A 26,103-nucleotide genomic window follows, 5' to 3' on the forward strand; every position below is an offset into this window, starting at 1 on the left:
CGCAAAGGGCGCATCTTTCACCTCGTGATCAAGAGAACCTGATGGAGAACGCCATGTTCACCCGCCGCACCATGATGGCAGCCGCAGCACTCGCCACTCTCGTCGCCGCCGTTCCGGCGCTCGCCGACGATCTCGCCAAGCTTCCGCGCGAGCAGATCGAGCTGGTCGCCCCGCCCTTCATCCACGCTCACGAGCAGGCGACCAAGGCCGGCCCCAAGGTGCTGCAGTTCAAGATCACCATCCAGGAGAAGGAACTGGTGATCGACAACGAGGGCACGAAAATCCACGCCATGACGTTCAACGGCTCGGTTCCGGGCCCGCTGATGGTCGTGCACCAGGGCGACTACGTCGAGGTGACGCTGGTGAACCCCGACACCAACATGATGGCCCACAACATCGACTTCCATTCCGCCACGGGCGGGCTGGGGGGCGGCGAGCTCACCATGGTGAACCCCGGCGAGCAGGTGGTGCTGCGCTGGAAGGCGGACCGGGCCGGCGTGTTCGTGTATCACTGCGCCCCGGGCGGCTCGATGATCCCCTGGCACGTCACCTCGGGCATGAACGGCGCCGTGATGGTCCTGCCGCGCGACGGCCTGAAGGACGACACGGGCAAGCCCCTGCACTACGACAAGGCCTTCTACATCGGCGAGCAGGACTTCTACGTTCCGCGTGACGAGAACGGCAAGTTCAAGTCCTACGAGAGCGCCGGCGACGCTTATCCGGACCAGGCCGAGGTGATGCGCAAGCTCATTCCCAGCCACGAGGTGTTCAACGGCAAGGTCGGCTCGCTGACCGGCAAGAACGCCCTCACGGCCAAGGTGGGCGAGCAGGTGCTGCTGGTGCACAGCCAGGCCAACCGCGATACGCGCCCGCATCTGATCGGCGGCCATGGCGACTATGTCTGGGAGACGGGCAAGTTCGCCAATCGGCCCGAGAAGGACCTGGAAACCTGGTTCATCCGTGGCGGATCGGCCGGCGCCGCGCTCTACACCTTCAAGCAGCCCGGCATCTACGCCTATGTGAACCACAACCTCATCGAGGCCGTGGAGCTCGGCGCCACCGCCCACATCAAGGTCGAGGGGACCTGGAACGACGACCTGATGAAGCAGGTCAGCCCTCCCAGCCCGATCCTGAGCGGCGCCCAGACGGGCGCGCTGGACGCCCCGGCCCACAAGCACTGATCGCCGAACCGCCGGCCGGTCCCGCGACAGGCCGGCGTACGGGAGAGCCTCGCCATGCTGCTCATCCTCAAAGCCAAGCTGGCCGCCAAGGCGGCGCTGGTCGTCGCCCCGCTCGCGGTTGCGGCGGCCGGCTACGGTCTTCCCGCCATTCCGGCCGATCATGTCGCGGTGACGACGATCGCGCCCGGCGCGTTCCAGCACCGGGTGGCGGGCGACTTCGCGCTGAACGGCCGCCCCGTGAACGCGCCCCGCCGCGTGTTCCGGTTCGCGCGCCCGCTCACGATCCTGACCTACCAGGTGAGCGCCGCCGCCTATGACGCCTGCGTGGCGGCCGGCGCCTGCGAGAGGCGGCTGTTTCGCGCGGCGCCGCCGCCGGACGTCCCCGCCGTGGGGGTGAACTGGCACGACGCCACCGCGTATGCGGCGTGGTTCTCGTCCCGCACCGGCGCACGCTGGCGGCTTCCGACCGACGCCGAGTGGGCCTTCGCGGCCGGCGCCCGCTTCAATGACGACGCCGTTCTGGCTGATGACGGCTCGGACTCTTTCTCCAAGCGCTGGCTCGCAAAGTACGAGCAGGAATCGAGCCGCCAGGGGAGCATCGACAAGGCGCCCCGCCCGGCCGGCGCCTTCGGGATCAACGAGCACGGTGTCGCGGACATCGCCGGCAATGTCTGGGAATGGACCGACACCTGCTTCCTGCGCCAGGCGCTGGACGCCTCCGGCGAGCCGACCGGCGAGCGCACGGCCAATTGCGGCGTGCGCGTCGTGGAGGGCGAGCACCGCAGCTACGTGACGGATTTCGTGCGCGACGCCCGGGCGGGCGGCTGCGCGGTGGGCGTGCCGCCTGCCAATCTCGGCTTCCGGCTGGTGCGCGACGATTCAGGCTATCTCGGAGCCGCTGTGGCGCGGGCGCGCTTCCACATGCGGGGGATCTGACGCTTTCCGCACGACGGGGTGGCGAACGCCGCGCGATGGCCCATATGGGCGGGATCGCATCGTGTTTCCGCCGAGCCTCCATGACTTTCCGCCTGCCCCAAAGCCTGTCCGCCGGCCTTCGCGTCGAGACCGGCGTCGATGTGCTTCACTACGAGATCGCACAGCAGAAGGCCGAGACGCTCGGAGCGCTTGGCGGCCAGGTCGAGGCCGCGCTCGCACGGCTCAAGGCGCTGGATGCGGCCGAGGCCCCGGATCCGGCGAAACGCTCGGCGTTGCTCGACGAGGCGGCGGACCGGGTCTGGTCGCTGATGATCCAGCGTGAACTCTGCGGGTTGCGGCACTGGGATGCGGTGGTGAAAGCCTATGGAATCCCCCGCGAGGTGCTGAACCGCATGGGCCGTTCCAAACCCGCCGACCCGACGCCGTAGAATTCCGTGAAGTACGACCCGTTCGCGCGTTGCGACGAGTGCGATTGACTCCCAAATCGTTTTGGGAAAACACTGCCGCATGTCCAGCCTGCGAATGCTCGCCCTCGATCTCGGCCTATCGGTCACTACGGTGTCGCGGGCGCTGGACGGCTATCCGGAGGTCGCCGAGGACACGCGCAACCGCGTGAAGGCGGCCGCAGCGGCGCGGGGGTACAAGCCCAACGCTGCCGCGCGGCGCTTGCGCAAGGGCGCCACCGAGACGATCGCGCTCGTGATGCCGACCGGGCCGGGGCGCTTTTTCGAGCCCGCTTTCGTCGACCTGCTCGGCGTCGTCGGCGAATGCCTCGCGGCGCGCGGCCACGACCTGATGCTGCTCGCCGCTCCGCCGGGCTCGGACGAACGCACCGCCTATGCGCGGATCATCGACGAGCGCCGCGCCGACGGCTGCATCCTGGTTCGCACCCGCCGCAAGGACGAACGCGTGGCCTGGCTGCAGGACGCCGGACTACCCTTCGTGTGCCATGGCCGCACCGACTCGGCGCGCCCCTACGCGTTCGTGGACGGCGACGGCGAGAGCGGCTTCAGGGCGCTCACTCTGCGGCTCGTCGGCCTCGGCCATCGCCGCATCGCGCATCTTGGGGCGCCGGAGGCGTTCTCCTATGCGGGCCACCGGCTCAAGGGCTGGCTCGGCGCGCTGGAGGAGAGCGGGATGGCGCCCGGCCCCGCGCTGGTCTGCGCCGCCACCGAGGACGCCGGCGAAATCGCCGCCGCGCGCCTGTTCTCAACCGCAGAGCCGCCCACCGCCGTGGTTTGCGCCACGGACAGGATCGCGATCGGGGCCATGCGCGCGGCCGCTGCGGCGGGCCTGACCCCCGGCCGCGACGTCGCCATCGCGGGCCACGACGATATCCACGCTTCGCGCTTCACCCATCCGTCGCTCACCACCATGGCGCTTGACGTGCGCGCCATGGGGACACGGCTCGTGGAGCGGTTGTTCGACAGCATGGCGGCGAGCGGGCCGGAGCCCGGCGGCGACGTGTTTCCGGTAACGCAATTGCCGAGAGCTTCGACCGGCGAAGCCAACTGATCACAGTCGAGACCGGAAAACCGGCCGGCCCAAAAGGGAGGACAAGACATGGGGTTCAAGCATTTCAGGGCCGCGCTGCTGGGCGCCGCCGCGCTTGGGGCAGTTTCGACCGTCGCCGGGGCACAGGAGACGATCTTCCTCTCCACGCAGCTTCGGCCCGTGGAGGAGGCCACCAAGGTGCGCCAGATGGTGCTGAAGGGCGCGCCCTCCCCGGTCACCTTCGTGGTGGAGGAGCCCTCCCCGTTCCAGACCCGCATGGACGCCGAGACGCAGGCCGGCAAGCGCACCATCTCGATGGTGGGCGCGTTGCATGGCGAGTTGCAGCCGCTGGTGGGGACGAAGGGGCTCGACGCAGTGGACGACCTCGTCGCCAAGGCGCGCGAGCGCGGCGTGCCGGACAGCCTGCTGGCGCTGGGCAAGCTCGGCGGCGATAAGCAGATGTACATCCCCTGGATGCAGGCCACCTACGTGATGGCGGCCCGCAAGGAGGCTTTGCAATACCTGCCGGCCGGCGCGGACGTGAACGCGTTGTCGTTTGCGCAACTGAAGGACTGGGCCAAGGCGATCCAGGACAAGACCGGCAAGCGGGCGCTGGGCTTCCCGGCCGGGCCGAAGGGCCTGATGGCGCGCTTCTTCCAGGGCTATCTCTACCCCTCCTACACGGGCGGCGTGGTGTCGACCTTCAAGAGCGCCGACGCCGAGGCCATGTGGGGCGCCTTCAAGGACCTGTGGCAGCACGTGAACCCGAACTCGGCCTCCTACGACTTCATGCAGGAGCCGCTGATGGCCGGCGAGGTGATGATCGCCTTCGACCACGTGGCGCGCCTCAAGGAAGCGCTGGTGGCCGAGCCCGCCGCCTATGTGACCTTCCCGGCCCCGGCCGGCCCCAAGGGCCGCGGCTTCATGCCGGTGCTGGCGGGCCTGGCGATCGCCGCCAACGCCCCGAACCGCGCGGGCGCGGCGGGCGCGATCGAGCATCTCCTGAAGCCCGAGGTGCAGGTGACGGTGGCGCGCGAGCTCGGGTTCTTCCCGGTCGTGAAGGCGGACCTGCCGGCCGACCTGCCGGGCGGCATCAAGCTGCTGGTGGAGGCCGTCACCAAGACCCAGAACGCCAAGGACGCGCTTCCGGCGCTGCTGCCGGTGGGCCTCGGCTCCAAGGGCGGCGAGTTCAACAAGGTCTACATGGACACCTTCGAGGCCGTGGTGCTGCGTGGCGCGCCCATTCGCGACACCCTGAACGCCAGGGCGGCCGCCCTGCAGGCGATCATGAACGACGCCAAGGCGCCGTGCTGGGCGCCCGACAAGGCGTCGTCCGGGCCGTGCCCAGTCAACTGAGCTGACCTGAACCGCCATCCGTCCCTCCCCCGCCCGGCCCCGGGCGGGGGGAACCGGAGACCGCGATGACCCGCTCGCGCCTGCTGCCCTACCTGCTGATCGCGCCCGCGACATTGTTCCTGCTGGTGATCTTCGTGGTCCCGCTGGTGCAGACCGTGGCGCTCGCCTTCGTGGAGAACGGCGAGCCGTCGATGGGCCATTTCCGCAAGATGGTCGGCGACCTGAACTTCGGGCTCTCGATCCGCAACACCTTCCTGCTGGTGCTGGCGGTGCTGCCGCTGCAACTCGCGCTGGCGCTCGCCATGGCGATCATGGTGCAGAAGCTGGAGCGCGGGCGCGACATCGTACTGTGGATCTGGATCATCCCGCTCGGGATCTCGGATCTGGCGGCCGGCCTAGTCTGGCTGGCGATCCTGCAGGATCGCGGCTACCTCAATACGCTGCTGGCCATGGCCGGGCTCGTGAGCGGGCCGACGAACTGGCTCTCCTATGAGACGCCGCTCACCCTGTTCGCCGCCGTGGTGGTGGCCGAGGTGTGGCGCGCCACCGCGATCGTGGTGGTGATCCTGGTGTCGGGGCTGCAGCTCATCCCCAAGGAATACGCCGAGGCGGCCGAGATCTTCGGCGCCGGGCCGTGGACGCGCTTTCGCCGCATCACGCTGCCGCTGCTGCGGCCCTCCATCCAGAGCGCGCTGATCCTGCGCACCGTGCTGGCCTTCGAGGTGTTCGCGGTGGTGTACGCGCTGGCGGGCCGCAACTTTCCGGTGCTGGTGGGCGAGGCCTATGCGTGGCGCCACGTGAACCAGAACGACGGCGTCGCGGCTGCTTACGCCATGCTGGTGATGGCGATCTCGCTCGGCGCGACGCTGCTCTATGTGCGGCTGCTGCGCACGCCGCCGGAGATGCAGGCATGAGCCGGACGGCGGGAGAACAGGCATGAGCAAGACGCTCGGACGCTTCGTCTTCTGGTCCGGCGTCGTGACGCTGTGCGCGTGGGTGCTCGTGCCGATCTACCTGATCGGGCTCGGGGCCTTCGGCGGGCGCGCCGGCGTGTTCCGCTGGCCCAAGAACCTCTTGCCGACGGACGCCAGCTTCTCGGCCTTCGAGACCTTCCTGACCATCGAGGGCGTCGGGACGGCGGCGCTGAACGGGGCCATGGCGGCTTGCCTGACCATGCTGTTCAGCCTCGCGCTGGGCGCGCCCGCCGGCTACGCGCTCGCGCGCTACGCCTTCGCGGGCCAAGGCGCATTCCGGCTGCTGGTGGTGATGACGCGCGCCTTTCCGCTCGCCATCCTGGCCCTGCCGCTCACGGTCTCGTTCATCCGCGTCGGCCTCTACGACACGGTGCTGGGCGTCGCCCTGGTGCACACCGCACTGGCCCTGCCTTTCGCCGCGCTGGTGACGTCGAGCCTGTTCATGGGCATCCCGCGCGAGCTGGAGGAGGCCGCCTGGGTGTTCGGCTGCACGGGGCTGCAGGCCTTTCGAAAGGTGGTGCTGCCCCTCGCCCTGCCCGGGCTGGCGGCGGCCGCGATCTTCGCCTTCGTGATCTCGTGGAATGAGGTCTTCGCCGCCTCGGTGCTCACCGTCCGCAACAAGACACTGACCGCCTATCTGCTCACCGTGCTGGGGGAATCGCCGCTGCATTTCCGCTTCGCGGGCGGGCTCCTGCTCATCCTTCCCTCCGTGGTCTTCATCTTCGCGGTGAGGCGATACCTCTTCGCGATGTGGGGCATCGCCAACCGATAGGAGCGCGTCATGGCGGGCATCCGCATCGAACAGATCGAGAAGCGCTTCGGGGCCGCGCGGGCGCTGGAGGCCATCACCCTGGAGGTGGCGGACGGCGAGTTCGTGGCACTGCTGGGCCCCTCCGGCTGCGGCAAGACCACGCTGCTGCGGATCGTGGCCGGGCTGGAGACACAGACCTCCGGCCGCGTGCTGATCGGCGACCGGGACGTGTCGGGGCTCCCGCCGCGCGAGCGCGGGCTCGCGATGGTTTTCCAGAACTACGCGGTGTTCCCGCACATGACCGTGTTCGAGAACGTCGCCTTCGGGCTGCGCATGCGCGGCGCGCCGGACGCCGAGGTGAAGGCCGAGGTCGGCCGCGCCGCCGCGCTGCTGCATATCGAGCCCTATCTTGACCGCTATCCGGCCAAGCTCTCTGGCGGGCAGCGCCAGCGCGTCGCGGTGGCGCGGGCTCTGGCCGTGAGCCCGGCCGTGCTGCTGATGGACGAGCCGCTCTCCAATCTCGACGCCCTGCTGCGGCTGGAGATGCGCACCGAGCTGAAATCCGCCCTGCAGGCCTCCGGCACGACCACGCTCTACGTGACGCACGACCAGACGGAGGCGATGGGGTTGGCCGACCGGATCGCGGTGATGAACAAGGGCGTCATCGAGCAGGTGGACGCCCCGCAGGCGCTGTATGAGCGGCCGGCGACCCGCTTCGTGGGCGGCTTCGTCGGCAGCCCGCCGATGAACTTCATCGACATGCCGGTTTCGGGCGGCGTCGCCCGCTTCGGGGACTGGTCGGCCCCCGCCGACGTGCCTGACGGCGTGGTGACGGCCGGCCTGCGGGCGGAGGATTTCCAGATGGCCGAGGGCGGCGGCATGCCGTTCGACGTGAGCGTGTGCGAGCCGCTGGGCTCAACGCTGCTGGTGACCGGCCGCATGGACGGGCAACTCGCACGCGTCGCCCTGCGGCCGGATATGCGGGTGCGGCCGGGCGACCGCATCACCGTGACGCCGGCGGTCGAGCGGATCGCCTGGATGGACGCCGCCAGCGGCAAAGCGCTGGGTGGCAGCATGGTTGGAGTGAGTTCATGACCGATATCGCCGCGCAGGCCCGCGCCATCCTGGCCCGCAACGACCGGGGCGGCTACACGGTGCCGACGGATCGTCTTTATCCCTTCCAGTGGAATTGGGATTCGGCCTTCGTCGCCATGGGGTTCGCCACCTATGACGTGGACCGCGCGCTGCGCGAGCTGGAGCGGCTGGCCGAGGGGCAGTGGGACGACGGGCTGATCCCGCAGATCGTGTTCCACGCCCCGGCGGACACCTATTTTCCGGGGCCGGACGTGTGGGGGACGCGCCATCGCATCCCGACATCCGGCATCACGCAACCGCCTGTGTTCGGGCTCGCTTTGCGCTTCATCGCCGACCGCGCCGGGCCGGAGCACGAGGCGCGGCTGCGGGCGCTGTTCGGCGCGGCGGAGCGCTACCACGCCTGGTTCGCGGCGGCGCGCGATCCCGACGGGACCGGCCTCGTCTCGACGCTGCACAATTGGGAGACCGGGCGTGACAACTCGCCCGAATGGGACGAGCCCTTCGGGCGCGTGCCCGAGACCACCGTGACGCCCATCCGCCGGCGCGACACCGGCCATGTGGACGCTTCCATGCGGCCGACCGACGCCGACTACCGGCGCTACATCCACCTCGTGGACGCCTATCGGGGCGTCGAATGGACGCCGGACGCGATGCTCCGCGTCGCGCCGTTCCGCGTGGCGGACGTGGGCACGAATGCGATCCTGCTGGCCGCCGAGGAGGCGCTGCTGGCGCTGGCGCCGCGCTTCGGCGGCGAGGGCGCGGGAGCGCGCATCGAAGCCAGGATGGGCCGGCTCCGGCAGGGGCTGGGCGGGCTGTGGGACGCGCAGGCCGGCTGGTTTCTCTCGCGCGACCTGCTGGCCGGCGCGCCCATCCGGGTGCGGGTTTCGGCCGGGCTGCTGCCGTTGCTGACGGATGCGCCGGACGGCGCTCAGGTCGCCGCCATGCTGGAGCGACTACGCGCGCATCTGGCCGGCGTGCGCGTCGGCGTCGCCTCCACGCTGCCGGGCGAGCCGGGTTTCGAGCCGCGCCGCTATTGGCGCGGGCCGGTCTGGATGGTGGTCAACTACCTGATCGCGCGAGGGCTCGACCGACATGGCGCCGACCCGGAGGCGGCGCTCTTGCGCGAGATGACCCTGGCGACGATCCAGCGCGAGGGCTTCGGCGAATATTTCGATCCGCTCAGCGGCGAACCGCTCGGCGGCGGCGATTTCTCGTGGACGGCCGCGATCGCGCTGCTGCTGACCTGATCCATCCAAATCGCCGCTGGGTCACGGGGATACGCAATCGTCCCCTGCGCTGCGGCGGCTTTCGCATTGTGACAGGGCGCCCTAACAGTAACGCCCCCCGGCCCGCGGATGTGGGCGCAAGCGAGTCGACGCCGTGACCATCGCAAGCCCGACCCTGTCCCACCGCGCCGTGATGCCGGTTCTCGTGGCGCTCAGCGTTACGCATCTGCTGAACGACACCATCCAATCGCTGATCCCGGCCGTCTACCCGGTGATCAAGAGCGCCTACAACCTCGACTTCGGGCAGATCGGCCTTATCACGCTGACCTTCCAGGTCGCTGCGTCGCTGTTCCAGCCGCTGGTGGGCTTCTACACCGACCGACGCTCCGTGCCGTATTCGATGGTGGTCGGCATGGCGTTCTCGCTGGTCGGCCTTCTGGGGCTGGCCTATGCGTCCAGCTTCGCGCACCTGCTCGCGGCGGCCGGGTGCGTGGGCATCGGCTCCTCAATCTTCCACCCCGAGGCGACCCGGATGGCCCGCAACGCCTCGGGCGGGCAGCAGGGCCTGGCCCAGGGCATCTTCCAGGTGGGCGGGCAGACCGGCAGCGCCATCGGGCCGCTGCTGGCGGCCTACATCATCGTTCCCAAGGGTCAGACCAGCCTGGCCTGGTTCTCGGTGCTGGCGCTGCTCGCCATCATGATGATGATCTGGATCGTGCAGCGGCAGGCGCGCGACCTCGCGGCCGCGCCGGCCGGCGGCAAGGCGCGGATGGCGGTCGACAAGCCGCGTCCCAGCCGGGCTCGAATCATCGGCGCAATGGCGATCCTGGTCGTCCTGCTGTTTTCCAAGAACGCCTACACGTCGAGCTTCGCGTCGTTCTACACGTTCTACCTGATCGAACGCTTCGGCGTGTCCGTACAGGCCTCGCAGCTGATGCTGTTCGTGTTCCTGGCCTCGGCGGCCGTTGGCGCGCTGGCGGGCGGCATCATCGGCGACCGCATCGGCCGCCATCGGGTGATCTGGTTCTCGATCCTGGGCGCCCTGCCCTTCGCGCTCGCATTGCCCTATGTGAACCTGTTCTGGACCGGCGCGCTCACGGTGATCATCAACCTGATCATGTCGAGCGCCTTCGCGAGCATCATGATCTACGCCATGGACCTCGTGCCGGGGCGGATCGGGCTCATCGGCGGGCTGTTCTATGGCCTCAGCTTCGGCATGGGCGGCATCGCGGCGGCGCTGCTGGGCGAGGCGGCCGACCATGTCGGCATCGACACCGTGTACCGGCTCTGCTCGTTCCTACCGGCTTTCGGCCTGCTGGCGTGGTTCCTGCCGAAGTCCGAAACGACGCGTCCCCGCTAGGACGCGCCGGCTCGGAACGTCAGCACGTCAGGACGACGAGCGAACGCGGCGATACTTTTTGCGCGGGCGCGGCTTTGTCTGGTCGATGACGCCGCCCGGAGCCGCCACCACCGCGCCGGCGCCGGCGCCCACCACAGCTCCGACCGGTCCGCCCACAACGGCGCCGCCGACTGCGCCGACGGCCGTTCCGGTGGCCTGCTGTCGTGTGGCGCAGGCCGTGAGGCTGAGGGCCGCGGCGGAAATGATGATCAAGGCGCGCATTGCTCGGGCTCCAATGAAAGTTGCAGCCCAACGCCGGATGACGGGTTCTGTTCACGTCTCATGAGGATCGGTGCGATCCCGGATCGCCGCCGACCTGGAACCCGCGTCGTGGCCGGGCTGTTGACCAGCCGTCGACGACGCGCCGAAGGCGGCGCGCGGCTTGGATCGGACTGGGGAGCGTTCATGGCGAACACGGAGACCGCCGGATGGCGACGCGGGCTCCTGCGCCTTCTGTCCCTCGTAGCCCGTCCGGTGCGCGTGGCGCGGTGGAAAGGCGGGGTCGTGCTGCAGCCCTACCGAGGCTATGGCTCGGCCAGCGAGATCTTCCTGATTGGCCGCGTGTTCCTGCAGAAGAACCCCGGCCAGGGCGGCGGCGGACTCGCGGACGACCTGCGCAACATCTCGCGGCGCATCGCCCGCAAAGCCTTGCGCGGAGCGCGCGTGCGCGCCCGCTTCTGCGGGGCCGAGCAGACGGTGGAGACTGACGCGGACGGCTATTTCCGGTTTCACCTCATGCTGCCGCAGCCGCCACCCGCAGACACGTGCTGGCATGAAGTGCCGCTCGATCTCGAGGGCGACCAGCCCGTGCGCGCCAAGGGCGAGGTCTTCATCCCGCCCGCCGAGAGCCGGCTCGTGGTGATCAGCGACATCGACGACACGGTGGTGAAGACTGGCGTCGCCAACGTGTTCAAGATGCTGTGGCGCCTCTTCGTCGCGGACGCCGAAGATAGGGTCGCTTTTCCGGGCGTGGCGGCGCTGTATCGCGGCCTGCATCATGGCGCGTCGGGCCGGGAGCGCAACCCGATGCTCTATGTCTCGCGCGCGCCCTGGGGGACCTACGAGGTGCTGGCCGAGATCTTCCAGCGCCACGGCATCCCGGTCGGCCCGATCCTGTTTCTGCGCGAATGGGGGCTGTCCTGGCGGCGGCCCTGGCCGCGCGCCGCCAAGGATCACAAGAAGCTGCTGATCACCAACATGCTGAAGCTCTATTCCGACCTGCCTTTCGTGCTTATCGGCGACAGCGGCCAGCACGATCCGGAGATCTATGGCGGCATCGTCCAGGAGCACCCCGGACGGGTGCTGGCCGTGTATATCCGCGACGTCACGCGCTCCAGGGAGCGCCTGGCCGAGATCGAGACGCTGGCGGCCGCGGTCGCGAAAGCCGGCAGCGCGCTGCTGCTCGCCGCCGATAGCGCCGCCATCGCCGAGCACGCACGCAAGCTCGGATGCCTGTCGGACGACGCCGTCCGCGCCGTGCGCGACGAAGCGGAGAGCGGCGGCGGCAAGCGCCGCGCGCCGGTGGAGGTGCTGTCTCGCCCGACCGCGGGCGCCACCGCCAAGGCGGTCGGGGCAGGCGAGTTGCAGAGCATGATCGGCGACACAAAGAACAAGCCGGACGGGAACGTGCTGGTGGAGCCCGGCCCGGCCGCCGCAAAGGGCTCCGACGCGCACGCGTGAGCCCTGGAGCCCGGGAGCCATGCGCGCCGCGGTGGCGACAGTGGGCGACGGCCACGTTAATTATCCCGGCATCACGTGCGGCGCGCCTCAGTGGAGCGCCGCGCCATGCCCGGCCCGTTCAGGAGGCGCCGCTCAATGAAGGTTTGCGTATTCGGAGCCGGCGCGGTCGGCAGCCACATCGCCGCCAAGTTGCTGCGGGCGGGCGCGGCCGAAACCTCGCTGGTGGCGCGCGGCGCCCATCTCGAAGCGATGCGGCGCAACGGGCTGACCTATGTGGGCGAGGAAGAGCGCTTCACCGTCCCGGTCCCGCAGGCCACCGACGATCCTGCGACGCTACCTCCGCAGGATCTCGTTCTGGTGACGCTGAAGGCCGTGTCCCTGCCCCAGTCGGCCGCCGCGATCGGGCGGCTCATCGCGCCGGGCGGCGCGGCCGTGTTCCTGTTGAACGGGATCCCGTGGTGGTGGCGCCACGGCCTCGACGCCCAGCCGGCGACCCTGCCCTTGCTGGACCCCGAAGGCCGGCTCTGGTCCGATGTGCGGCCCGAGCGGGCGCTCGCCGGCGTGATCTATTCGCCCAACGAGATCACCGAGCCCGGCGTGGTCTCCAATCGCGCCCGCAGCCGCTTCGTGCTCGGCGCGCCGGACAACCGCATCAGCCCGGCGCTGGAGAACGCGTTGCGCGTGTTCGAGCAGGCCGGCCTCAAGGCCGAGCGCAGCCCCGACATTCGGCGCGACATCTGGCGAAAGCTGCTCCTGAACGCGCCCGGCAATCCGCTCTCGGCCCTGACGCGCCTGACCGCGGGCGAGCGTGGCGAGGACGAGGGCCTGTTCGAGGTCGGCAAGGCGCTGGTCCGCGAGGCGCTCGCCGTCGCCAAGGCGACCGGCTGGGATCTTGGCGACGACGTGGACGTGGAAGGCATCGTGCGGCCCAAAGGCACGCTCGGCGGGGGCCGCCCCTCCATGCTGCAGGACATCCTGGCGGGCAGACCCACCGAGGTGGCGGCCCTTCTGGAGCAACCAGCCGCGTTCGGCGCTGAGCACGGCGTCGCGACCCCGGTGATGGACGTCGTCGCCCCGCTCGTGCGCGGGCTGGACCGGGCGGTCCGCAAGCGTTGAATGGAAGCGGCGGCCGTCGCGGGCCGCCGCCTGCCGCCTTTGCCCGTCAGCCCGGCCCCATGCGGGCGGACGCAGGATGTCCGGGCACCTTGAACCGCTTACCGGTGTCGGTGATCTCGGAGCCGTTCACCTTGAGGATCGAGAAGTCCTGGTCGAGGTAGTTGCCGACCAGCAGGTACTTCCCATCCGGCGTGAACACGGCCGCCTCCGGCAGGCCGCCCACCTCGATCTCCTTGATCTTCGTGACTTTGCCGCCTTCGACTTTCAGCACGTCGATGGCGCCGTTCTTCTTGTAGAAATAGGCCTTCTTGCTAGCGTTGGAGCCGCGCAGGATCACCGCCACGGCGACGTCGCCCTTGGGGCTTATCGCGAGCCCTTCGGGGCCGTCCCCCACCACCACGCGATCGACGATGCGGGCCGGCGAGGCTGTGATGTCGATGACGCTCACGGTGTCGACGCTGCCGTCCGACGCGCCGGAATTGCCGTTGTCGGAGGTCAGCGCGAACTTGCCGTCCGGGCTGATCGCCACGTTGTAGGGCCATTGGCCGGTCGGCAGGTCGACCTTCCCATACGTCACCTTTCCGTCGGCCGCGATATCGAGCACCGAGGCCTTGTGGCCCGGGAACTTCACGGCCAGCGCCTTGGTCCCGTCCGGCGAGAACGCGACATGCGCGACGATGTCGCCCATCGGCACAGTGTCGACGAGCTTCACGGTCGTACCCTTTATGGAGAGCACGCCGACGGAGTTGTCGCCGCGATGCGCCACCAGCGCCATGTCGCCCTTGGGGCTGATGTCGAGACCGGACGGCATCTTGCCGACCTGGATGGTCTCGACGAGCTTCGGCGGGTTCGCCTTCAGGTCGATGACGTGGATCTTGTTGTCCGGGACCTGCTTCAGGGCCTCGCCGTCCTTGACCACGTCCACCGAGTCGGCCACCAGCGCGATGGAGCCGGTGGGATCGATGGCGACGTTGACGGGCGGGCCGACGACCGAATTCTTGAGCGGCAGGTTGGCGACGATCTTCGGCTCTTCGGGATTGGCGAGGTCGACGATCAGCACGTTGTCCTTGCCGGGGGCGGACAGCACGGGCTTGCCTTCGTCGTCCCAGATAAGTTTCTCGTCGTTGCCGACGATCATGAACGGGGCTGCCCAGGCGGAGCCCGCCGTCAGGGCCGCAAGGCTCAGGCCGGCCGTTAAAGCCAGTCGCTTCATTGTTGATCCTCCCACCGCCCGGCGACGCTTGCGGCCGCCGTGGCGAACCGAAAGTCTATCGCGCCTGCGGCGGGAAGAAAGCCTTTGCTGCGGGCGATTATGACTTGTCGCCGCGCTTTACCGGTCGCAGGCGACCTACTGGTCGCAGGCGGGATCGCCACAGGGCCAGTATTGGAACGTGGCCCCGGCCGAGTAGGCGCGCTCGAAGCTGGAGCGATCTTCCCGCGGTGTCGTGGGCGCCACGAGGGCCGACGTCGTCATGGCGGCCGGCGTCGCCGCGCCATCGTGGGACGCGGTGAGGGAGGTCACGACGAAAACCGCGGCCCAGATGGCCGAGGCCGTCAAGGCGACGACGACGTCCCGGCTGGTGACAGGCGACGTCCAACGGCCGCGGGGCGCAGGGACCTTGCCCAGGGCGGCGGCGCTGTCGCGTTCATCCGCCGCAAGGGCGTCTTCGAATTCGGTGGCGGGCGAAGTTGAATCAGTCAGTTCACGGCGCATCGCAGTCTCCTATGAAGAGTTGGGCGCGATCTCTTGGCGTTCGCGTGGGCGCCGCCGGACAGCGTGGATCCTTGAGGGTTAGCAGGGACCTCGGGCCGCGGCTGTGAAGCACGTCACGGTGCAAGCAGGTCTCGCCCTGCTCCCGCTTGTGGTTCCTACATTCCGGCCAAGTCGCCCCGGCTCAAGCCGACGTCCTTGAGCAGTCGATCGTCCAGTGCGGCGAGCACGATACGGGTCCGGCGCGAAACGATACGCTTGGCGATGCGGCTGGCGACACCGTGAATACGGAACATCACCTTGCCGTCGGTGGGGGTTGGGTTGGGGGACATTGTCGGTTCTCCTCGAACGCTGATGTCCCGGTATCCGCCACTTCTCGCAACGGCGCTGTGCGTCGTGGCACACGTGCGACGGCTTCACGACGATCCTGCAAGTCGAAGCAGTAGAGTGAACGCTGATTTGTACGGATGTCGAGTTGACAAAAATCCAGTTCGGCGGTGAATTTCGGGAACGGGTGGTCGACCCCCTCGAACGACGTGCTTCGATTGACGTTGACCGGACGAGTGGTCCAAATGCGAACGTCAAGGGGCCCTTAGCGTGTCGGCGTCGAGCAATACTGCTGCCTCCACTGTGAATGTGCCGATCTGCGCGATTGGAGCGTCCGCCGGAGGCGTCGCGGCTCTCAAGGCTTTCTTCAGCGCCATTCCGGTCGACTTGGGGCTCGCCTATGTGGTGATCCTCCATCTGTCGCCCGAGCACCCGAGCGCCATGGCCGAAATCCTGGCCGGCTACACGTCCATGAGCGTCACGCAGGTCGACGACAGCCCCGAGCTGAAGGCCAACTGCGTGTATGTGATCCCGCCGGACCGGGAACTCGTGATCCAGGGGAACGAGATCCACGCGCGCCCCTTCTCGGAGCCGCGGGGCCGGCGAGCGCCGATCGATCTTTTCTTCCGCTCGATCGCGGTAGGCCGCGGCGATGGCCTGGCGGTGGTCCTGAGCGGATCCGGGTCGGACGGATCGGTGGGCGTCAAGGCGATCTACGAGGGCGGCGGGGTCGTCTTCGTGCAGGACCCGTCCAGCGCCGAATTCCCCATGATGCCCCAGAACGCCATTGCGACCGGCGTGGTGAACTTCATCGGGCCGATCGAGCGACTGGTTGAGCGCATAGCCGAGGTGGCGCGCAGCAAGGAGGCGGTCCGCTCCCTGGACGCGGACGGCTTCGCCAACGAACTGCGCCGCATCGCGGGTCTTCTGCACGCCCGCACTGGCCATGATTTCTCGCATTACAAGCGCGCGACCGTGATGCGTCGGGTGATGCGGCGGATGCAGGTCAATCGCATGCGCAGCGCAGCCGACTACGCGGCGTATCTGCGCGAAACGCCCGAAGAGGCCCAGGAGCTCTTTGCCGACCTGTTGATATCGGTGACGACCTTTTTCCGCGACGAGGCGGCCTTCGCCAGTCTGGCGCAAAAGGGCGTCGGCCCGCTGTTCGATACGTTGCGCGACGAAGGCTTGCGCGCCTGGGTCGTCGGTTGCGCCACCGGCGAGGAAGCCTACAGCATCGCGATGCTGCTGCTGGAGGAAGCCGAGCGGCGCAACGTCAAAGCCCCGATCCAGATCTTTGCAAGCGATCTGGACGAAGGCGCGTTGGCGACAGGCCGGGAGGGCCGGTATCCGCGCTCAATCGAGGCGGATGTCTCGGAAGAACGGCTGAAGAAGTTCTTCATCGACGAAGGCGCGTATTATCGCATCCGCAAGGAAGTGCGCGACCTTGTCCTCTTCGCATCCCACAGCGTGCTCAAGGACCCGCCGTTCCTGCGCATTGACCTGATCAGCTGCCGCAATCTGCTCATCTACCTGGAACGCACCTTGCAGCAGCAACTCGCGGCGCTGTTTCACTATGCGCTGACGCCAAACGGGGTGCTGTTTCTCGGGTCCGCCGAGACCATCGACGCGTCGCCGCTGTTCGCGACGCTCGACCGGGACGCGCGACTCTACAAGGCGAAGCCCACGGCCGATCGCCATCTGCCCCGGTTCCCGTCGCTGCATGGCGAGCAGTTCCCCATCGCGCCCGCGACGCCACGCAACACGACGGGCGAGAAAACCGCCAAGCCGGCCGCGGAGATCCATCTCGAGGCTTTGGAGCGGCATGCGCCGCCGAGCGCGCTGGTGGATCCGGACCACCAGATCATCCACCTGTCGCCATTGGCGGGGCGGTTCATCCAACCGTCCGGCGGCCTGTTCAGCGGCAAACTTTCGGTCGTGGTGCGGCCGGAGCTTCGCCTCGACCTCCAGCTTGGCCTCGACCGCGCGTTCCAGCTGCACCAGCCGACCATGACGCCCTCCGCCATGGTGGCGTTCGACGACCAGCGGCGGCACATCAGCCTGCTGATCCAGCCGGTCGCGGCCGAGGACGACACCGTCGCGCGGGCGCTCGTGCTGTTTCTGGACGCCGGCCCGGTGACGGACGCCGATCACGCGTTGCTGGAAAACGTCGAGTCCCGGCCCGACGAGATGCGCAGGCTGCACGCCGAGCTGCGCAACGCCCAGGAGGCGCTCGTGGCAATCCGCAACGAGCACCAGATCTCGATCCAGGAGCTGCGCGCCGCGAACGAGGAGCTGCAGTCCGTCAACGAGGAATACCGGTCCACGGCCGAGGAGCTGGAGACGTCCAAGGAGGAGCTCCAGTCGATGAACGAGGAGCTCCAGACCGTCAACGCCGAGCTCAAGGCGAAGCTGGCCAGCATATCGACGGCGCATAGCGACCTTCAGAACCTGACGGCCGCCACCGAGATCGGGACGCTGTTTCTCGACACCGAGATGCGGATCCGCATGTTCACCCCGCCCGTGGCGGGCCTGTTCAACATCACGGACGCGGATGTCGGCCGCCTGATCACGAGCTTCACGCACCGGCTCGATTATGACGGGCTCGAGCAGGACGCCCGGCAAGTGCTGCGCGCCCTCACGCCGGTGGAGCGCGAAGTGAGGACCCGCGACGGCCGCTCATTCATGATGCGGGTCCGCCCCTACCGGACGGTCGAGGACCGGATCAGCGGCGTGGTGCTGACCTTCGTGGACGTTACCGAGCGGATCACGGCCGAGCAGGACCTGCTGCAGAGCGAACTGCGTTACCGGTCGTTGTTCAACTCCATCGACGAGGGTTTCTGCATCATCGAGGTGATTTTCGACGACCAGAACCGCGCCGTCGACTACCGCATCGAGGACATCAACGCGGCCTTCGAGCGCCAGACGGGGCTGACCAACGCCCGGGGTCAACTCATGCGCGAGATGCAGCCGAACCACGAGGAGCACTGGTTCGAAACCTACGGAAGGGTGGCGTCGTCGCGCATGCCGGAGCGTTTCGAAGCACCCGCTGCAAGCCTCGGTCGCTATTACGAGGTCTACGCGTTTCCGACAGGCGATCCGGCGCTGCACCGCGTCGGGGTGCTGTTCAACGACGTGAGCAGCCGCAAGGAGGCCGAGCGGCACCGCGACATGCTCACGCACGAGCTGAGTCACCGCGTGAAGAACACGCTCGCGGTGGTCCAATCGCTCGTCAATCTCCCGGCGCCGGCGGGCATCAGCGTCGACGAATATCGGGCCAGCTTGCACGGGCGCGTGCAGGCCCTTTCGCGCGCTCATTCGCAATTGCTGGAGACGCGCTGGCGCTCGGTGGATCTGCGCGCGCTCGTGCGCGAGACGCTGGCCGGCTACCTCGAGCCAGACAGCAAGCGCGCTGACATCGACGGCGAGCCGGTCGAATTGTCGCCCAAGCAGGGGATCAGCGTCGCGCTGTTTTTGCACGAGCTGGCGACAAACGCGGCGAAATATGGCGCGCTTTCCTGCCCGGAGGGGCGCGTCGCCATCCGCTGGGCCTGGCATCACGGCGACATGTTGCGCCTGCATTGGGAAGAGAGCGGCGGGCCGCCTGTTCATCACCCTGATCGCACCGGGTTCGGGACGAGCCTGATCAAGAACATCATCGCCTACCAGCTCGGTGGCGAGGCGAAGCTGAGCTACGAGCCGCAGGGCGTCGTCAGTGAACTCGCGTTCAAACTGGCGAGCCAAGCCGATGCAACGTGACGACCAGGACAGCCCACTGGCCGGGCGCAGCATCATGGTGGTGGAAGACGAGTTCCTGCTCGCGCTGGACGTCGAGGCGATGCTCGTGAAGGCCGGCTGCTCGGTCGTCGGCCCGGTCGCGTCGTGCAGGCGGGCGCTGGCCACGCTCGCCCAAACGAAGCCGGATGCGGTTCTGCTCGACCTGAACCTCGGCGAAGAGACCAGCGAGCCGGTGGCGCGCGCGCTCCGGGAGCAGAATATCCCGTTCATCGTCGCGACCGGCTACAGCCGGTCGTTCATGCGCGACCCGGCCTTCGCGGGCATCGCGATGCTGCCCAAGCCGCTCGACGAGACGACGCTGATCGCCACCCTGGCCAGGATTCTGGACTGACGCGGACGCGGCAGATCAGGTCAGCCGGATGTCCGGGTCGGCGCTCTCGCCATAAACCACCCTGGCGTTGGGGAGATCGTTACCGTCGATCTTCGCCCTTCTGACGGCCGCGTCGAGGCCATAGCCGCGCCAGCGCGCTTCGAGGCGCTCGCGCAGCACGGATTCGGGGTGCTCGATCATGATCGTCAGGTCGAAGAGCGGCTTCAGCGACGCCCAGGGTGGGCGACCGAGCAGCAGGTAATTGCCTTCCGCGATGATCGCCGAAACCGCGCGCGGGATCAGGCGCGCGCCTGCCCGGGCGATCTCGAGGTCGCGGTCGAAGACCGGCACGGCCACGACATCCTCGTCCCGGGCCCGCAGGCGCAGCAGCGTGTGGCGAAGGCCGCCGACGTCGAACGTGTCGGGCGCGCCCTTGCGGGGCCGCGAACCGGCGGCGTCCAGCACGCTGTCGTCGAAGTGGAAGCCATCCATCGGCAAAACGGCCGCAAAGCCCGGGTTGGCGGCGTTGAGCCGCTCGGCGATCTGCTCGGCCAGCGTGGACTTGCCCGATCCGGGCCCGCCCGCGAGCGCCACGACGACGCGGCCGGACGCCGCCTGCTCGGCGATGCGACTCAGAACGGCGTCGAGCGTGACAGCTTTCACCGGGTGGCGGCTCCCTCTAGGCCGCGGCGGCGGCCGGCGGCTCCGCCGCACCGGTCATGATCGCGACGGCGTCCGACATGGTGATCGACTTCGGGTCCACCACGCAATGGCGGCGGCCGAGGCGGTGGATGTGAATGCGGTCGGCGACCTCGAACACATGCGGCATGTTGTGGCTGATCAGCACGATCGGCAGACCCTTGCGGCGCACGTCGTTGATGAGGTCCAGCACGCGGCGGGATTCCTTGACGCCGAGCGCCGCGGTGGGCTCGTCCATGATAATCACGCGGCTGCCGAAAGCGGCGGCGCGCGCGATGGCGACGCCCTGCCGCTGGCCGCCCGAGAGGGTCTCGACCAGCTGGCCGATGTTCTGGATGGTCATGAGCCCAAGTTCGGACAGCTTCTGCCGGGCGATGCGCTGCATCTCGGCCTTGTCGAGCATCCGGAACCAGTCGCCCAGCGGGCCCTTGCGGCGGATTTCGCGGCCCAGGAACATGTTGTCCGCGATGGAGAGCGCCGGCGACAGCGCGAGGTTCTGGTACACGGTCTCGATGCCGGCGGAGCGCGCCTCCTGCGGCGAGGCGAAGTTCACGACATTGCCGTCGAGGCGGATCTCGCCGTGGTCGGGCAGCACCGCGCCGGTGAGCGCCTTGATGAGCGTGGACTTGCCGGCGCCGTTGTCGCCGATCACGGCCAGGATCTCGCCTGGCATCAGGTCGAAGTCGGCATGGTCCATGGCGGTGACGCGGCCCCAGCGCTTCACCAGCCCGCGGGCCTGCAGAACCGGAATCGCGCTCATGACGTCGCCTTCCTGAGCCATTGGTCGATCGCCACCGCGACGATGATGAGGATGCCGACCGTGAATTCCTGCCACAGCACGTTGACGCCCGAGAGCGCCAGGCCGTTGCGGAACACGCCCACGATCAGCGCGCCGATCAGGGTGCCGAGGATGGCGCCGCGCCCGCCGAAGAGGCTGGTGCCGCCGATCACCACGGCCGTGATGCTGTCGAGATTGCCGGTCTGCCCGGCCTGGGGGCTCACCGAGCCGATGCGGCCGATCAGCGCCCAGCCGGCGAGGCCGCAGACGAGCCCGGCGAGGGTGTAGACGGACAGGAACGTGCGCTCGGTGCGGATGCCGGCGAGGCGGGCCGAGTCAGGGTCGTCGCCCACCGCGAAGACGTGGCGGCCCCAGGCCGTGCGGTTCAGCATGTAGCCGAACAGCAGGCACAGGAGCAGCATGAAAATGGAGCCGAAGGTGAGCCTAGCCGGGCCGAGATCCACCGCCGTGCCGAAGAACTGCAGCAACGGGGCCTCGGTCTCGATGTCCTGGGCCCGGATCGTCTCGCTTTCCGAATACCAGAGGTTGAGCGCAAAGAAGACGCTCCACGTGCCGAGCGTCACGATAAAGGGCGGCAGCCGCACATAGGTGACCAGCACGCCGTTGATCCAGCCGCAGGCCATGCCGACGATCAGCCCCGCCGAGACGGCGAGCGGCGCCGGGAGGCCGCCGCCGACCGCGAGCTTGCCCATCACCACGCTGGTGAGCACCATGATGGCGCCCACCGACAGGTCAATGCCGGCGGTGAGCACCACGATGGTCTGGGCGACGCCCAGGATGCCAATGATGGTGACCTGCTGGACAATCAGCGACAGGTTGAACGGATCCAGGAATCGCTCGCCCACGATCACGCTGAACATCAGCACGCCGAGCATCAGAACGATGCCGGGGATGAAGGTCGGCTGACTGTGCAGCATGCGCTGCACGCGCATCAGCGGCGTGGGCGCATCCTCGTCGAACTCGGCGACCCGCACGTCGCTGCGCACGAGCACCTTTTCGTAGTCGGCCGGAGCGGATGGAACGGGCTCGTTCGAACTCATGCGTGTTGTTCCCCGACGTCTTTCGATGACGGGCTCGTCACCGCCGCCTGCCGCTGATTTGTACCCTCGGCCAACTTCAGGCCACCCACCATCCCCCTCATCCTGAGGAGCAGGCCCAGCTCGGGCCTGCGTCTCGAAGGACGAGGGGATCGAGGGTGGCGCCAAAGCGAGCGGCGGGACTTTGACAACGCCAGCCTGGGGCGTCACTCGCGCGGGGAAGGCGAAGCCCTTCCCCACGCGGGTTTCGCCCCGATGCGATCAGCCCCAGCACTTCTTCATGCCGTCCTCGGACGTCGTGGAGGTGAGGCCCGACGCAGGCTTGTCGGTGATCAGCTCGACACCGGTGTTGAAGAAATCGAGGCCCGGCGTGTTGGCCGGCTTCTTGCCCGTCTTCGCAAACTCAGCCACGGCCTCGATGCCCTTGGAGGCCATCAGCAGCGGGAACTGCATGGAGGTGGCCCCGATGACGTTGCCCTTGACGTTCTTCACGCCCGGGCAGCCGCCGTCCACAGACACGATCAGGACGTTCTTTTCCTTGCCGACCGCCTTGAGGGCCTGGTAGGCGCCGGCGGCGGCCGGCTCGTTGATGGTGTAGACGAGGTTCACGCCCGGGTTCTTCTGGAGCAGGTTCTCCATGGCCTTGCGGCCGCCCTCCTCCGAGCCGGCGGTGACGTCGTTGCCGACGATGCGCGGATCCTTCTCGTCGCCGATCTTCTTGGGGTCCGCGATGTCGACGCCGAAGCCCTTGAGGAAGCCCTGGTCGCGCAGCACGTCGACGCTGACCTGGTTCTTGCTGAGGTCGAGCAGCGCGATCTTGGCGTCCTTGGCCTTGTCGCCCATGGTCGCCTTGGCCCACTGGCCGATCAGCTCGCCGGCCTTGAAATTGTCGGTCGCGAATGTGGCGTCCGCGGCGTCGATGGGCTGCAGCGGGGTGTCGAGCGCGATCACGAGCACGCCCTTGTCGCGGGCCTTCTTGATGGCCGGCACGATGGCGGCGGTGTCGCTGGCGGTGATCAGGATGCCCTTGGCGCCGGCCGACACGAGGCTCTCGATGGCCTCGACCTGAGCCTGGTTGTCGCCGTCGAACTTGCCGGCGAAGGTGCGCAGGTCGACGCCGGCCTTTTTGGCTTCAGCCTCTGCGCCCTCGCGCATTTTCACGAAGAACGGGTTGGTGTTGGTCTTGGTGATCAGGCCGACGATCGGCTTGCTCTGCGCCATGGCGGGTCCGAGCATCGCAACAGACAAGGCGGCCACGGCGGTGGCGGTCAGAATCGCTTTCATCAAATCCTCCCGTAAGGCGGCCCCTTTGCGGAGCCGGTTTTGCGGCGAACGTGTCCACCGTGACGCCATCCAAAACGGAAAACCCGTGCGAGTCAACTTACTAAATCCATTGGACTTAGTTATTGACAGCGCGACAGGGGCCCCGAATGATGCTTTGAACGAAAAGGCGCCCGGAGCGCTTGGGGGCGGACGAACGGCATGGGAGAGCACCCGCCAGGGTCGGGACTGGACGCGGCTTTCGCCCTGGGCGGCGTGGACGCCAGTCGGGGAACGAACCAGTCCGGCGTGCGCGTCTACAACGAGCGGCTCGTTCTCTCGCTGGTGCGGCGTCACGGTCCGCTGCCCAAGGCCGACATCGCCCGCATGACGGGCCTCTCGGCCATGACGACCACCACCATCATGAACCGCCTGGAGGCCGAAGGGCTGCTGGTGCGGCAAGAGAAGCAGCGCGGCAAGGTTGGCCAGCCTTCCGTGCCGCACGCGCTGAACCCCGATGGCGCGTTTTCGCTGGGCCTGAAGGTCGGCCGGCGCAGCGCCGAGCTGGTGCTGGTGGATTTCCGCGGCGCGGTGCGGGCGCGAGAGCGCGACATCTATCGCTATCCGGACCCCGCCGGGTTCACCGCCTGGATCTCAAGGGCGCTGGATCGCGTCACCGGCGCCCTCACGCGGGCGCAGCGGGATCGTATCCTTGGCGTGGGCGTGGCTGCACCGTTCGAGCTGTGGAACTGGGAGGCGGAGGTGGGCGCGCCGCGCGCCGTGCTGGACGCCTGGCGCAGCTTTGACGTGAAGGCCGAGGTGGCGCTGATCACGGGCCTCGACGTGCAGGTCTGCAACGACGCCACGGCGGCCTGCGGGGCCGAGCTGATGGTGGGGCGCGGCAATCGGTACCGCGACTTCGTGTATGTGTTCTTCGGCTCCTTTCTGGGCGGCGGCGTGGTGCTGAACCACCAGCTCTACCCGGGCGGCAGCGGCAACGCCGGCGCGCTGGGCTCTATGCCGGTGGCGCGCCTGGACGAGGGCGGCGCTCTCGTGCGCCCGCAACTGCTCCGGCAGGCGTCGATCTACCTCCTGGAAAAGCGGCTGCTGGCCGCCGGCATCGATCCCTCGCCGATCTGGACGCACCCCTCCGCGTGGGCGGAGTTCGGCCCCCACCTGGATGCATGGATCGACGAGGCCGCAAAGGCGTTGGCCCCGGCCGTGATCGCCTGCACGGCCGTGATCGATTTCCAGGCCGTGGTGATCGACGGAGCGTTTCCGGACGCCGTGCGCCGCCGGCTCGTGGCCGCCGTGGCGGCCGAAGCCGAGGCGCTCGACCGCGAGGGGCTAACTCCCGCGGCTATCGTCGAAGGCTCGGTGGGACCGGACGCGCGGGCGCTCGGGGCCGCGATGCTGCCGCTGCTGGCGGGCTTCGCGCCACACCGGGACGTGTTGTTGAAGGAGGCGAGAGCATGAGCGCACGCACCATCGCGGTTGACCCGTTCGACATGGTCGTGTTCGGGGCGACGGGCGACCTGGCCGCCCGCAAGCTGATGCCGGCGCTGTTTCGGCGCGACCTGGCCGGGCAGATCCCGCCCGAGGCGCGCATCATCGGGGTGTCGCGGAGCAGGCTGTCGCGCGAGGAGTTCGCCGCCAAGGTGGGCGGCTGGCTGGCGGAGTTCGTATCCGAGCCGGAGCGCGAGCCGGCCTGCGTGCAGCGTTTCCTGGCCCGCATCTTCTATGTGCCGCTCGACGCCACCGGCGAGGATGGCTGGGACGAGCTTGCCCGCTTGCTTGGCGAGGCGCAGGACCGCGTCCGCGCCTTTTATCTCGCGGTCGCTCCCGACCTGTTCGGGCCGATCTGCGAGCGCATCGGCAAGTACGCGCTGGTGACGCCGCTGGCGCGCGTCGTGGTCGAGAAGCCGGTGGGCAAGAGCGGCGAGACCGCGCGGGTGGTGAACGACGCCGTCGGAGCGGTGTTCGAGGAAAGCCAGATCTTCCGCATCGACCATTATCTCGGCAAGGAGACGGTGCAGAACCTGATGGCGCTGCGCTTCGCCAACGCGCTGTTCGAGCCGTTGTGGAACGCCGGGCATGTGGACCACGTGCAGATCACGGTGGCGGAGACGCTCGGGGTGGCCGGCCGCGCCGGTTACTACGATAATTCCGGCGCTCTGCGCGACATGGTGCAGAACCACATGCTGCAGCTGCTGTGCCTCGTCGCCATGGAGCCGCCGACCTCGCTGGAAGCCGACGCGGTGCGGGACGAGAAGCTGAAGGTGCTGCGGGCGCTGAAGCCAATCCGGGAAGGCAACGCCGACCAAGCCACCGTGCGCGGCCAGTACAAGGCTGGCGCTTCGCCGGAGGGCGCCGCCCCGGGCTATCTAGAGGAACTGGGCAAGCCCGACAGCCGCACCGAAACCTTCGTGGCGCTGCGGGCCGAGGTGCAGAACTGGCGTTGGGCCGGCGTGCCGTTCTACCTGCGGACCGGCAAGCGGCTGGCCACGCGGGTGTCCGAGATCGTCGTGGCGTTCCGGCCGGTGCCCTATTCGATCTTCGGCGCGACGGCCGGGCCGGTGATGAGCAACCACCTGGTGATCCGCCTGCAGCCGGACGAGGGCGTGAAGCTGTGGCTGATGATCAAGGATCCGGGCCCGGGCGGCATGCGGCTGCAGCACGTGCCGCTCGACATGAGCTTCGCGAACAGCTTCTCGGCCCGCGCGCCGGAGGCCTATGAGCGCCTTTTGATGGACGTGGTGCGCGGCTCGCAGACGCTGTTCATGCGACGCGACGAGGTCGAGGCCGCGTGGGCGTGGATCGACCCCATCCGCGAGGCCTGGACGAATTCGGAGCAACCGCCCCGCCCCTACACGGCCGGCACATGGGGTCCCTCCGCCGCCGTGGCGCTGATCGAACGCGACGGGCGAAGCTGGCACGACGACGGCTACTAAGGG

At 68.5% G+C, this 26,103-nt stretch carries 24 protein-coding genes; 16 read left to right on the forward strand and 8 right to left on the reverse strand.

Annotation, left to right across the window (positions count from 1 at the left end):
* Positions 1-53: 53 nt before the first annotated feature.
* The 10 genes from nirK to AC1DSZ_RS18160 all read left to right on the forward strand — a co-directional run bounded on the left by nirK (position 54) and on the right by AC1DSZ_RS18160 (position 10,373).
* On the forward strand, positions 54-1,181 hold the full coding sequence (gene nirK, locus AC1DSZ_RS18115; protein WP_476839845.1) for a copper-containing nitrite reductase: 1,128 nt from the start codon (positions 54-56) through the stop codon (positions 1,179-1,181).
* 54 nt (positions 1,182-1,235) lie between these two features.
* Positions 1,236-2,117 carry an SUMF1/EgtB/PvdO family nonheme iron enzyme gene (locus AC1DSZ_RS18120; RefSeq protein WP_476839750.1) on the forward strand — a complete coding sequence of 294 codons (882 nt, stop codon included), beginning with the start codon at positions 1,236-1,238 and terminating at the stop codon, positions 2,115-2,117.
* 80 nt (positions 2,118-2,197) lie between these two features.
* A complete protein-coding gene (locus tag AC1DSZ_RS18125) occupies positions 2,198-2,545 on the forward strand; it encodes a DUF6665 family protein (RefSeq protein ID WP_476839751.1) in 348 nt (115 codons plus the stop codon).
* Positions 2,546-2,624: 79 nt separating this feature from the next.
* Positions 2,625-3,632, forward strand: a complete 1,008-nt coding sequence (locus tag AC1DSZ_RS18130; protein ID WP_476839752.1) for a LacI family DNA-binding transcriptional regulator — start codon at positions 2,625-2,627, stop codon at positions 3,630-3,632.
* A gap of 48 nt (positions 3,633-3,680) precedes the next feature.
* A complete protein-coding gene (locus tag AC1DSZ_RS18135) occupies positions 3,681-4,967 on the forward strand; it encodes an ABC transporter substrate-binding protein (RefSeq protein WP_476839753.1) in 1,287 nt (428 codons plus the stop codon).
* A 65-nt stretch (positions 4,968-5,032) separates the two neighbouring features.
* Complete coding sequence (locus tag AC1DSZ_RS18140) at positions 5,033-5,881, forward strand: carbohydrate ABC transporter permease (RefSeq protein WP_476839754.1); 849 nt, start codon at positions 5,033-5,035, stop codon at positions 5,879-5,881.
* A gap of 22 nt (positions 5,882-5,903) precedes the next feature.
* Positions 5,904-6,713: a carbohydrate ABC transporter permease gene (locus AC1DSZ_RS18145; RefSeq protein WP_476839755.1), complete on the forward strand. Its 810-nt coding sequence runs from the start codon at positions 5,904-5,906 to the stop codon at positions 6,711-6,713.
* A 9-nt stretch (positions 6,714-6,722) separates the two neighbouring features.
* The gene (locus AC1DSZ_RS18150; RefSeq protein ID WP_476839756.1) at positions 6,723-7,787 is read left to right on the forward strand and encodes an ABC transporter ATP-binding protein; all 1,065 of its coding nucleotides are present in this window, start codon (positions 6,723-6,725) and stop codon (positions 7,785-7,787) included.
* A complete protein-coding gene (locus tag AC1DSZ_RS18155) occupies positions 7,784-9,034 on the forward strand; it encodes an MGH1-like glycoside hydrolase domain-containing protein (protein WP_476839757.1) in 1,251 nt (416 codons plus the stop codon). Before AC1DSZ_RS18150 ends, AC1DSZ_RS18155 begins: the two co-directional genes overlap by 4 nt.
* Before the next feature lie 172 nt (positions 9,035-9,206).
* Positions 9,207-10,373 carry an MFS transporter gene (locus tag AC1DSZ_RS18160; protein ID WP_476839846.1) on the forward strand — a complete coding sequence of 389 codons (1,167 nt, stop codon included), beginning with the start codon at positions 9,207-9,209 and terminating at the stop codon, positions 10,371-10,373.
* A 27-nt stretch (positions 10,374-10,400) separates the two neighbouring features.
* On the opposite strand, the gene AC1DSZ_RS18165 is transcribed toward AC1DSZ_RS18160, so the two are convergent.
* Complete coding sequence (locus AC1DSZ_RS18165) at positions 10,401-10,634, reverse strand: hypothetical protein (protein ID WP_188516680.1); 234 nt, start codon at positions 10,632-10,634, stop codon at positions 10,401-10,403.
* Between the two features lie 183 nt (positions 10,635-10,817).
* Here AC1DSZ_RS18165 and AC1DSZ_RS18170 point away from each other — a divergent pair, with 183 nt between their 5' ends.
* A complete protein-coding gene (locus AC1DSZ_RS18170) occupies positions 10,818-12,092 on the forward strand; it encodes an App1 family protein (RefSeq protein ID WP_476839758.1) in 1,275 nt (424 codons plus the stop codon).
* A 135-nt stretch (positions 12,093-12,227) separates the two neighbouring features.
* Positions 12,228-13,208 (forward strand): ketopantoate reductase family protein, encoded by a 981-nt coding sequence (locus AC1DSZ_RS18175; RefSeq protein ID WP_476839759.1) that lies wholly within the window; start codon positions 12,228-12,230, stop codon positions 13,206-13,208.
* Positions 13,209-13,254: 46 nt separating this feature from the next.
* Here AC1DSZ_RS18175 and AC1DSZ_RS18180 read toward each other — a convergent pair whose 3' ends face one another.
* The 3 genes from AC1DSZ_RS18180 to AC1DSZ_RS18190 form a co-directional block, all read right to left on the reverse strand.
* A complete protein-coding gene (locus AC1DSZ_RS18180; RefSeq protein WP_476839760.1) occupies positions 13,255-14,421 on the reverse strand; it encodes a YncE family protein in 1,167 nt (388 codons plus the stop codon).
* A 135-nt stretch (positions 14,422-14,556) separates the two neighbouring features.
* Positions 14,557-14,922 (reverse strand): hypothetical protein, encoded by a 366-nt coding sequence (locus tag AC1DSZ_RS18185; RefSeq protein WP_476839761.1) that lies wholly within the window; start codon positions 14,920-14,922, stop codon positions 14,557-14,559.
* 155 nt (positions 14,923-15,077) lie between these two features.
* A complete protein-coding gene (locus tag AC1DSZ_RS18190; protein ID WP_476839762.1) occupies positions 15,078-15,251 on the reverse strand; it encodes a DUF1127 domain-containing protein in 174 nt (57 codons plus the stop codon).
* Between the two features lie 265 nt (positions 15,252-15,516).
* On the opposite strand from AC1DSZ_RS18190, the gene AC1DSZ_RS18195 reads away from it, so the two are divergent.
* Positions 15,517-19,005 (forward strand): chemotaxis protein CheB, encoded by a 3,489-nt coding sequence (locus AC1DSZ_RS18195; protein ID WP_476839763.1) that lies wholly within the window; start codon positions 15,517-15,519, stop codon positions 19,003-19,005.
* Complete coding sequence (locus AC1DSZ_RS18200; RefSeq protein ID WP_476839764.1) at positions 18,995-19,375, forward strand: response regulator; 381 nt, start codon at positions 18,995-18,997, stop codon at positions 19,373-19,375. The genes AC1DSZ_RS18195 and AC1DSZ_RS18200 overlap by 11 nt, the downstream gene beginning before the upstream one ends.
* A gap of 15 nt (positions 19,376-19,390) precedes the next feature.
* Here AC1DSZ_RS18200 and AC1DSZ_RS18205 read toward each other — a convergent pair whose 3' ends face one another.
* The 4 genes from AC1DSZ_RS18205 to AC1DSZ_RS18220 form a co-directional block, all read right to left on the reverse strand.
* Positions 19,391-20,017, reverse strand: a complete 627-nt coding sequence (locus AC1DSZ_RS18205) for a nucleoside/nucleotide kinase family protein (protein ID WP_476839765.1) — start codon at positions 20,015-20,017, stop codon at positions 19,391-19,393.
* Positions 20,018-20,033: 16 nt separating this feature from the next.
* Positions 20,034-20,813, reverse strand: a complete 780-nt coding sequence (locus tag AC1DSZ_RS18210; protein ID WP_476839766.1) for an ATP-binding cassette domain-containing protein — start codon at positions 20,811-20,813, stop codon at positions 20,034-20,036.
* A complete protein-coding gene (locus AC1DSZ_RS18215; RefSeq protein ID WP_476839767.1) occupies positions 20,810-21,892 on the reverse strand; it encodes an ABC transporter permease in 1,083 nt (360 codons plus the stop codon). Before AC1DSZ_RS18215 ends, AC1DSZ_RS18210 begins: the two co-directional genes overlap by 4 nt.
* A gap of 258 nt (positions 21,893-22,150) precedes the next feature.
* A complete protein-coding gene (locus AC1DSZ_RS18220; protein WP_476839768.1) occupies positions 22,151-23,173 on the reverse strand; it encodes a substrate-binding domain-containing protein in 1,023 nt (340 codons plus the stop codon).
* A 198-nt stretch (positions 23,174-23,371) separates the two neighbouring features.
* Here AC1DSZ_RS18220 and AC1DSZ_RS18225 point away from each other — a divergent pair, with 198 nt between their 5' ends.
* Positions 23,372-24,625 (forward strand): ROK family transcriptional regulator, encoded by a 1,254-nt coding sequence (locus AC1DSZ_RS18225; RefSeq protein WP_476839769.1) that lies wholly within the window; start codon positions 23,372-23,374, stop codon positions 24,623-24,625.
* Positions 24,622-26,100 carry a glucose-6-phosphate dehydrogenase gene (zwf, locus tag AC1DSZ_RS18230; RefSeq protein WP_476839770.1) on the forward strand — a complete coding sequence of 493 codons (1,479 nt, stop codon included), beginning with the start codon at positions 24,622-24,624 and terminating at the stop codon, positions 26,098-26,100. Before AC1DSZ_RS18225 ends, zwf begins: the two co-directional genes overlap by 4 nt.
* Positions 26,101-26,103: the final 3 nt, after the last annotated feature.

It is taken from the genome of Alsobacter sp. P4_H11 (assembly GCF_056400925.1).